Genomic DNA, 8138 nt, shown 5'->3' with positions numbered 1-8138 from the left:
CTTGGCGTACTACGTCATCGTACATGGCCTGCAGGCGCGCACCGATGACGCGCTGACGGCTTTTCACGGCCTGCGCATCCGGTTTGTCGTCAGATTTGTTCATTGCACTCATACTGCTCTCTGAGCTCAAACCCTTGATCTGCGCACATTAACGACCCTCTCGCCGTGCGCCAGACCGGGTCATGGTTCGTCCCATCAGGCCACACAACGCGGTGGGACGGAACCGGTTCCCCGCAATAGCACAAATATGCACACTGCGATGGAACCCGCCCGCGCGAGCACGCGTTACCGGGTTGAATTCCTCCGGAGGAGACTGATGAGTTTTTCAAACGCTATCCGCCCGCACCTGCCTTATCTGCGGCGCTATGCCCGCATCCTGACTGGCTCTCAGGCCAGCGGTGATGCCTATGTCCGGGCCTGTCTGGAGGCGGTGCTGGCCAATCCGCAGGATTTTGGCCGCCACGACAGCCCCAAGATCGCCCTCTATCAGCTTTTCCACGCGACCTGGGACAGCTCGGGCGGAGCCGATCACGCCTCGGCGCTGGATCGCCGCCTGTCCCAGATCACGCCCCTGCACCGGCAGGTGATGCTCCTGACCTCGGTCGAAGGCTTCAGCACGGCAGATGCCGCGACCATCATGCGGATAGACCTTGCCGAGGCCGAAGCCGCACTCGTCAGCGCCCAGAAGGAGCTGGAAGAGGGTCTGGCGACCTCGGTGCTTATCATCGAGGACGAACCGATCATTGCGCTCGATCTTGCGACCGTGGTTGAACGTCTCGGTCACCGTGTCTGCGACACCGCGCGGACGCGCACCGAAGCGGTGCAGAAGGCCGACCAGCATCGTCCGGGACTGGTGCTGGCCGACATCCAGCTGGCGGACAACTCCTCCGGCATTGATGCAGTGCGTGACATCCTGTCAGGCCATGACGTTCCGGTGATCTTCATCACCGCCTACCCGGAGCGCCTGCTGACCGGCGAGCGCCCGGAGCCCACCTATCTCATCACCAAGCCCTTCATGCCGGAAACGGTCGCGGCGACGATCAGCCAGGCGCTGTTCTTCGCGGCCGAGCCGGCTGAAGCCTCCTGATAATCGAGGAATTGAATCATGTTCGGTTGGGCATTGCTGTTTCTGATCATCGCCATTGTCTGTGCCGTTCTGGGCTTCATGACGCTGGCCGGCGCTGCGGCGACTATCGCGCAGGTGCTGTTCGTTATCGCTCTGGGTCTCGCCGTCCTGTCGGCGGTGATCCAGGCATTCCGGGGCCGTCCGCCAGTCTGAGCCCAATCAAATCCATAGCAAGCAGGGCGCATAACAAAAGTTATGCGCCCTGTTTTTATTTCAATATCACTGGAACGGTCGGTTCTTGTGTCGTGTTTCTATTTCATGGACTCGTATCGGGTCTGTAGAAAAAGGGAGACAGATATGAAATCGCTTCTGAAGACATTTACGGTTATTGCTGCCGGCGGCCTGCTTTTCCCCGCCGCCTATGCCGATGACCATCAGGAAGAAAATTCGGATCGCGCCGACGAGGCCGCCCAATGGGCTGAAGAGCGTGCTGACGATGCTGGCGACTGGGCCGAGCGCACCGGTGACAACATCGAAGCTGCGCTCAATCCGGACCGGACGCGCCTTACCGGTCAGGTTCTGACCACGACCGACCTTGAGTATGAAGGTGGCGCTGCGCCGATCCGCGATCTGCGCCTGAGCGCAGACGGCGAGATCGAGGCGCTGATCGTGGCCCATGGCGGTTTCCTGGGCGTGTTCGGTGATGATGTTGAGGTGGACGCCGTGTCCGCTACCGTCACCCGCGACATGGATGATGATGGCGAAATCATCGTCGAAGCCAATGTAACCGAAGTCGAGATGGAAGCGGTTGCAGAAGGCGAAGCTTCGGTCATGGAACTGGAGCTGGTGGAGAACCGCTCTGACACCGCTCTTTATTATTCGGACCTGTCAGGCGCCGAGATCCACGGTGCAGACGGCGACGTGATCGCGGTCGTGCGTGATGTGGAATTCTCTGCCGATGGCCGCGCAGAGTACGCTGTCGTACGCGATAACGGCTTCTTCAACATGCTCGGTGAAACGGGGCGGATCGCATACTCCACGCTCAGCGTGGAACATGATGGCGAGGACTGGACGGTCCATGCCCGCTCGATCACGGATGCCGACATCGAACGCATCGCCTCTGACGATGCCCGTTAGGCTCTGATCGCAGATGCCAATGGCAAGCCCCCGCACCGCTGGTGCGGGGGTTTTGCTATGGAGGACTATTCGCTCTCCGCTCCCATTTCCTTCAGGCCCAGCCGCATCAGATGGGTTGCCCGGTTGAGCGGCAGTTCGGTGATGAAGGCAGCTTCGGCGAGGCTGAAACCCTCAACACAAACAAGCACCAGCACGGCGCGTACGGTAAAGGGCATGCCCCACAGGGCCGCCGCGAAGGATGCCGGACTGACGGGCGTGGAGCGCCGCAGGAAGAGCAAATTCGTATGCGGATGGTCTTGCCCGTGCCGGAGCCTCCGGGTCAGTTGCAGGAAGAGCTCCCGCTCGCGGCTGGTGGAAGTGCGGGCTTCGTGGCCACCATCATTGGCAGGCAGCATCGATTCCAGCCCGGCCAGGCTATGGCCAGCCAGATTCACGTCTGCTGTGACGAGAAAGCCGTAGCGGTGCAGACGCACCGCAATGGGGAGGCCGGGTGAAGGCATGGGGTGGCGAAACCGCCGACCCTCCTTTGATTATCGCCCTTTCCCCTTATCAGTCGCGCGCCGTGCGCTCGCTAACATAGATTGCGCCGCCCGGCTCAGCTCGCTTCGCTCAACGCAGTGTCGAGTGCGTGATCGGGCTGTGTCAGGTGCAGATAGCGCGTGTCGTAATCGGCAAGGCGTGCCAGCGCCGCGATATCGTCGATCTGCAAACGCCCGCGACCGGCGAGGCTGACAAGCCCGTCCTTGCGCAAAGCGCTCAGCGTTCTGGATATATGAACAGGCGTCAGCCCAAGGCAGTCTGCCAGCAGTTCGCGCGTCAGCGGCGCCTCGATCCTGCCATCCGTATGCCCGCCGCCCAGCGCCTGACGCCGCACCAGCTCCAGCAGGAGGTGCGCAAGGCGCACCTTGGCCGCGCGCCGGCCAATACGGACAATGTGCTCTCTCAAAATGCCTTCTTCCTGTACCGCACTCCACAGGAGCGCCGAGGCGAAATCAGCATGTGAAGCAATCGTGTCGGCCAGCCTGCCCGGATTGAACTCGCTGAGCATGACCGGGGTTATTGTCGTTACCGAATGGTCCGCAGGCGTATCCACGGCCACCTGCAGGTCACAGATATCGCCGGGCAATAGAAGGTTCAGGATCTGCCGGCGGCCATTGGCCAGGCTGCGGTGCCGGATGGCCCAGCCGCTCTCGAGGCAGAACACGGATCGCATCGGCTCTCCCTGCTGCATCAGCGTGTGTCCGGCATCCACAAGCCGGTTGCGGTCACGGCAGGCGAGAAAAGCTTCGGCGCCTGCTTGGGAAAGCGAACCCTGCTGTTGCAGGCGAATGATCACAGGACTGGTCATCAGCAAATACCCTTTCAGATATCCTGTCGTCCGGCAGGGCCTCAGCCGTCATTCCTCGAAACCCCATTCAGTCATCAACGCCTGTAATTGCTGGACTGTTCCCGTTGGGGAACGGACACAAAAAATGCGCCCGTCAGTGACGGACGCATTTTCAGGAGGGGGAGGCGGGAGAGAACTACCAGTTCTCAAGCTCTTTCTCGGCTTCCTCACGGCTCTTGCCGTAGCGCTCCTGGAGCTTGCCGACGAGCTTGTCTTTCTCGCCATCAATCTCGGCAAGGTCATCATCGGTCAGCTTGCCCCAGCGGCTTTTGACGTCGCCGGTAATCTGCTTCCATTTGCCCTTGATCTGGTCGGCATTCATGACGTCCTCCTTTCAAATAGCCCATGAGAAGAACGTGAGCAGACCGAAGCGGTTCCTGAGATAAAGTGTAATATGCAGGGAGCCAATCGGCGCCAGCGGGGTTATAACCCACAGCATCACGATACAAAATGACCGTGCGCCCAGAGCGAACGGTTGATCTGCGTGTGTCAGATCATATCTCCATGTGCTTGCTGCCGGTCCCGGCGGCGTATCCGGAATTTTGACATTAGTGATTTGAGGAGGCATTGGGCATGTGCGGTATTGCCGGTGAATTGCGTTTTGACGGGAAACCTGCGGATATCTCCGCCCTTCAGGCCGCCACCACCTCGATGACACCGCGCGGCCCGGATGCGGGTGGGCTCCACGTACAGGGCCAGGCCGCGCTCGGTCATCGCCGCCTGAAGATCATTGACCTGACCGATGCCGCCCAGCAGCCCATGGTTGATGCCGAATTGGGGCTGTCGGCCGTATTCAACGGTTGCATCTACAACCACCGTGAATTGCGCACGGAGCTGGAAGCCAAAGGCTATCGCTTCTTCTCTGAAGGCGACACGGAAGTTCTCCTCAAGGGCTATCACGCCTGGGGAGAGGATTTCGTCCAGCGTCTCAATGGCATGTTCGCGTTTGCGATCGTCGAGCGCGATTCAGGGCGTGTACTGATCGGACGGGACCGGCTCGGCATCAAGCCGCTCTATTACAATGAGCAGCCGGGTGCCTTCCGGTTTGCCTCCACCTTGCAGGCGCTGCTGGCGTTCGGCGATGTGGATACCTCACTCGACCCCCAGGCACTCAATTTCTACTTCTCGTTTCATGCAGTAGTTCCGGCCCCCTGGACGATCGTGAAGGGCGTGCGCAAACTGCCGCCGGCGACCTTGCTGCGCATCGAGCCCGATGGAACGCGGTCCGAACGCCGCTACTGGACCTTGCCCTTCGGTCCGCGTGAGGACGAGGCGGGGCTGTCCGCCAGCCAGTGGAAAGAACGCGTGGCAGATGCCCTGCGCCTCGCGGTTAAGCGCCGTCTCGTGGCCGACGTGCCCGTCGGCGTGCTGCTATCTGGCGGCCTCGACAGTTCTTTGATTGTCGGACTTCTCGCCGAGGCAGGTCAGACGGGGCTCAAGACATTTTCTATCGGCTTTGAGAGTGTAGGCGAGGAGGCTGGCGACGAATTTCAGTATTCGGACATTATCGCCAGACACTTCAAGACGGACCATCACCAGATCCGGATCGACACGGCGCGCGCCCTGCCTGCGCTGGAGCGGGCGATTGGCGCCATGAGCGAGCCGATGACGAGCCATGATTGCGTTGGCTTCTTCCTCCTCTCCGAGGAAGTGTCGCGCCATGTGAAAGTGGTGCAGTCCGGTCAGGGTGCTGACGAGATTTTCGCCGGCTATCACTGGTATCCGCCCATGCTGGAGGCCAATGACGCGGTTGGTGCCTATGCCAAGGCCTTCTTTGACCGCGACGCCGGTGAAATGGGCGAATTGCTTCATGAGGGATGGAGCGATGGTGACTTTGCCCGCGAATATGTCAGTCGGCATTTTGCGCAAGGCGGCGCAGAGCGCCCCATCGACAAGGCGCTGCGTATCGATACCGAGATCATGCTGGTCGATGACCCGGTCAAGCGCGTCGACAACATGACCATGGCCTTTGGCCTGGAGGCGCGCGTGCCGTTCCTGGATTACGAGGTGGTCGAACTCGCGGCGCGGGTGCCTGCCGAGTTGAAGATCGCACAAGGCGGCAAGGGTATACTGAAGGATGTTGGCCGCGACGTGATCCCGTCCAAAGTCATCGACCGGCCCAAAGGGTATTTCCCGGTTCCGGCACTGAAATACCTGCGCGGCCCGTACCTCGAACGTGTGCGTGATGCGGTCACCTCTGAAAGCTTCCGTTCGCGCGGCATCGTCCGCGACGAGTATGTCGATACGCTGCTGAAGGACCCCGAGGCCCATATCACGCCCTTGCGCGGATCAAAGCTCTACCAGATCGGCTTGCTGGCCATGTGGCTGGAAGCCCACAATGTCTGACCGGCACAGTGTCAGGGGGCCGTCATGAACCAGGCACGCAAGCCCGCCCGGCGCAATGCGCAAGGCCATCGGCTGAAGCGCATGCGTGAGCAATCCTCCCCGTCGGCCATCGCGCCGGCGGATGAGGCGACCGGCCATGCCATGCGCGAAAACGCGGTCGTCGATTGCGGCTGGGGCCGGCTTGCCTTTGCGCAGACATTCAAGACGGCCGAGGAGCTGGTGGAGGTGCTGCGCGGCGAGGAAAGCGAGAAGCGCGATATCGCCTTCTACATCCGTGATCCGCACGTTGTGCTGGCGGCCGCGCCGCAGGAAGTGTTTCTCGATCCGTCTCACACCTACCGGCTGAACCTGGCAACCTATCGGGCCCGGCGGACCTCGCCGCAGGGATATTTCGTGCGCCGCTTGTGTTCGGAAGCTGATGCCAAGGCGGTCAATCGCATCTATCGCGCGCGCGGCATGGTCTCGGTTGATCCTGATTTCTTCTGGCGCCAGCGTGACAGCCGTACCCTGACTTTTCTCGTCGTCGAGCATGAACATACCGGCGATATTCTGGGCGCCATCACCGGCGTCGACCATACGCGCGCCTTTAATGATCCCGCTCACGGTTCCTCGCTCTGGTGCCTGGCGGTTGATCCGCGCGCCAGCCAGCCCGGCATCGGGGAGGCGCTGGTGCGCCGCCTTGCCGAGCTATTTCAGGCGCGCGGGGCTGCCTTCCTCGATCTCTCGGTCCTGCATGACAACCAGTCGGCGATCGCGCTTTATGAAAAGCTGGGTTTCAAGCGGGTTCCGGCCTTCACCCTGAAACGCAAGAACACGATCAACGAGAAGCTCTTCATCGGTCCGCCGCCGGAAGAACAGCTCAACGCCTATGCCCGCATCATCGTCGACGAGGCGCGCCGGCGCGGTATCGGTGTCGAGGTTCTCGACGCAGAAGGCGGCTTCTTTCGCTTGAGCTGGGGCGGGCGGGCGGTCACCTGCCGGGAATCGCTCTCCGAGCTGACGACGGCCATCGCCATGAGCCGCTGCGACGACAAGGCCGTCACAAGACGCCTGATGGAAGCCGCGGGCGTGCCGGTGCCGCGCCGCCTGTGCGCAAGCGCCGATTCAGACGAGCGCGCCCGCTTCCTTCAGGAATGCGGGGCCGTTGTCGTCAAGCCAACGCGCGGCGAGCAGGGGCGCGGTGTGATCGTCGGCGTCGAGACGGAGGAAGAGCTTGAAGCCGCGATCCGCCAGGCCTCGGCGGTGAACCCGGACATATTGATCGAGGAATGCGTGCGCGGGGATGATCTGCGCGTGGTCGTGATCAATGACGAGATTGTTGCAGCCGCCTTGCGCAAGCCTCCGGAAATCATTGGCGATGGCAAACACTCCGTCCGTGAGCTGATCGAGCGCCTTTCACGCCGCCGCTCGGCGGCGACGCACGGCGAATCTCGCATACCGCTCGACGAGGAAACGGCGCGCTGCGTCCGTGCAGGCGGCCACGATATGGACGATGTGCTGAACCGGGGCGAACGCCTGCGTGTGCGCCGCACGGCCAATCTGCATACCGGCGGCACGCTGCACGATGTCACCGCCGAACTAGGCCCGGCCATCGCCGCGAGTGCGCTCAAGGCGGCACGGGCTATCGACATTCCCGTCGCCGGGATGGACTTCATCGTCGAGGACCCGAAAGGCGACGCACATGTCTTCATCGAAGCCAATGAGCGCCCCGGCCTTGCCAATCACGAGCCCCAGCCGACGGTTGAACGCTTCATCGACTTGCTCTTCCCCCTGTCTGCGGCACGCAGCGAACGTGAGTGAACTGACCTGACCATGTCCCGAATTGACGACACCTATATTGCCAGCGTTCTCAAGACCCTGCTCGAAACCCCCAGCCCTACGGGCTATACCGATGCCGTGACGCGGGTGTGCTGCGCGGAGCTGGAGCGGCTGGGCGTCAGCTATGAAATCACGCGGCGGGGGGCAATACGGGCGAAACTGCAGGGCGGACGCCGCCAGCCCGCCCGTGCACTCATCGCCCACGTCGATACGCTGGGCGCACAGGTCAAGGCGCTCAAGGAGAATGGCCGGATGGAGCTTGTGCCTATCGGCCACTGGTCCTCACGCTTTGCCGAAGGCGCGCGCTGCACGATCTTTACCGCCTCGCATGGTGCTTTTCGCGGCTCCATCCTGCCGCTGAAGGCTTCAGGGCATACTTTCAAT

General features: G+C 61.8%; 8 protein-coding genes and 1 pseudogene. 6 read left to right on the top strand and 3 right to left on the bottom strand.

Annotated features, from left to right (window positions below; all coding sequences use genetic code 11):
- Window positions 1-316: 316 nt before the first annotated feature.
- The 3 genes from ACTS2Z_RS13310 (at window position 317) to ACTS2Z_RS13300 (ending at window position 2203) form a co-directional block, all read left to right on the top strand.
- Complete coding sequence (locus ACTS2Z_RS13310; protein ID WP_442573692.1) at window positions 317-1087, top strand: response regulator; 771 nt, start codon at window positions 317-319, stop codon at window positions 1085-1087.
- Between the two features lie 18 nt (window positions 1088-1105).
- Entirely contained in the window at window positions 1106-1279 is a 174-nt protein-coding gene (locus ACTS2Z_RS13305; RefSeq protein ID WP_127565282.1) for a DUF1328 domain-containing protein, read from the top strand.
- A 144-nt stretch (window positions 1280-1423) separates the two neighbouring features.
- The gene (locus tag ACTS2Z_RS13300) at window positions 1424-2203 is read left to right on the top strand and encodes a PRC-barrel domain-containing protein (protein WP_442573691.1); all 780 of its coding nucleotides are present in this window, start codon (window positions 1424-1426) and stop codon (window positions 2201-2203) included.
- A 65-nt stretch (window positions 2204-2268) separates the two neighbouring features.
- Here the strand turns inward: ACTS2Z_RS13300 and ACTS2Z_RS13295 are convergent, their stop codons facing one another.
- From ACTS2Z_RS13295 to ACTS2Z_RS13285, 3 genes are all read right to left on the bottom strand, one after another.
- The gene (locus tag ACTS2Z_RS13295) at window positions 2269-2703 is read right to left on the bottom strand and encodes a hypothetical protein (RefSeq protein WP_442573690.1); all 435 of its coding nucleotides are present in this window, start codon (window positions 2701-2703) and stop codon (window positions 2269-2271) included.
- A 95-nt stretch (window positions 2704-2798) separates the two neighbouring features.
- Window positions 2799-3551: a Crp/Fnr family transcriptional regulator gene (locus ACTS2Z_RS13290; RefSeq protein WP_442573689.1), complete on the bottom strand. Its 753-nt coding sequence runs from the start codon at window positions 3549-3551 to the stop codon at window positions 2799-2801.
- A gap of 175 nt (window positions 3552-3726) precedes the next feature.
- Entirely contained in the window at window positions 3727-3912 is a 186-nt protein-coding gene (locus ACTS2Z_RS13285) for a CsbD family protein (protein WP_442573688.1), read from the bottom strand.
- Window positions 3913-4163: 251 nt separating this feature from the next.
- On the opposite strand from ACTS2Z_RS13285, the gene ACTS2Z_RS13280 reads away from it, so the two are divergent.
- The 3 genes and pseudogenes from ACTS2Z_RS13280 to ACTS2Z_RS13270 all read left to right on the top strand — a co-directional run.
- On the top strand, window positions 4164-5936 hold the full coding sequence (locus tag ACTS2Z_RS13280) for an N-acetylglutaminylglutamine amidotransferase (RefSeq protein WP_442573687.1): 1773 nt from the start codon (window positions 4164-4166) through the stop codon (window positions 5934-5936).
- A 24-nt stretch (window positions 5937-5960) separates the two neighbouring features.
- On the top strand, window positions 5961-7736 hold the full coding sequence (gene ngg / locus ACTS2Z_RS13275; RefSeq protein ID WP_442573686.1) for an N-acetylglutaminylglutamine synthetase: 1776 nt from the start codon (window positions 5961-5963) through the stop codon (window positions 7734-7736).
- Window positions 7737-7748: 12 nt separating this feature from the next.
- A pseudogene (locus ACTS2Z_RS13270) lies at window positions 7749-8138 on the top strand (osmoprotectant NAGGN system M42 family peptidase); the annotation flags it as partial.

It is taken from the genome of Glycocaulis sp. (assembly GCF_052168375.1).
GTDB lineage: Bacteria > Pseudomonadota > Alphaproteobacteria > Caulobacterales > Maricaulaceae > Glycocaulis.
The sequence above is the reverse complement of the archived record's forward strand: the minus strand, read 5'-3'. Positions and strand labels throughout refer to the sequence as shown.

Excerpts from the sequence above, each read along its gene's own strand:
- ngg (WP_442573686.1), top strand. The coding sequence starts at position 5,961 with ATGAACCAGGCACGCAAGCCCGCCCGGCGCAATGCGCAAGGCCATCGG.
- ACTS2Z_RS13290 (WP_442573689.1), bottom strand. The coding sequence starts at position 3,551 with ATGACCAGTCCTGTGATCATTCGCCTGCAACAGCAGGGTTCGCTTTCC.
- ACTS2Z_RS13305 (WP_127565282.1), top strand. The coding sequence starts at position 1,106 with ATGTTCGGTTGGGCATTGCTGTTTCTGATCATCGCCATTGTCTGTGCC.
- ACTS2Z_RS13300 (WP_442573691.1), top strand. The coding sequence starts at position 1,424 with ATGAAATCGCTTCTGAAGACATTTACGGTTATTGCTGCCGGCGGCCTG.
- ACTS2Z_RS13295 (WP_442573690.1), bottom strand. The coding sequence starts at position 2,703 with ATGCCTTCACCCGGCCTCCCCATTGCGGTGCGTCTGCACCGCTACGGC.
- ACTS2Z_RS13280 (WP_442573687.1), top strand. The coding sequence starts at position 4,164 with ATGTGCGGTATTGCCGGTGAATTGCGTTTTGACGGGAAACCTGCGGAT.
- ACTS2Z_RS13310 (WP_442573692.1), top strand. The coding sequence starts at position 317 with ATGAGTTTTTCAAACGCTATCCGCCCGCACCTGCCTTATCTGCGGCGC.
- ACTS2Z_RS13285 (WP_442573688.1), bottom strand. The coding sequence starts at position 3,912 with ATGAATGCCGACCAGATCAAGGGCAAATGGAAGCAGATTACCGGCGAC.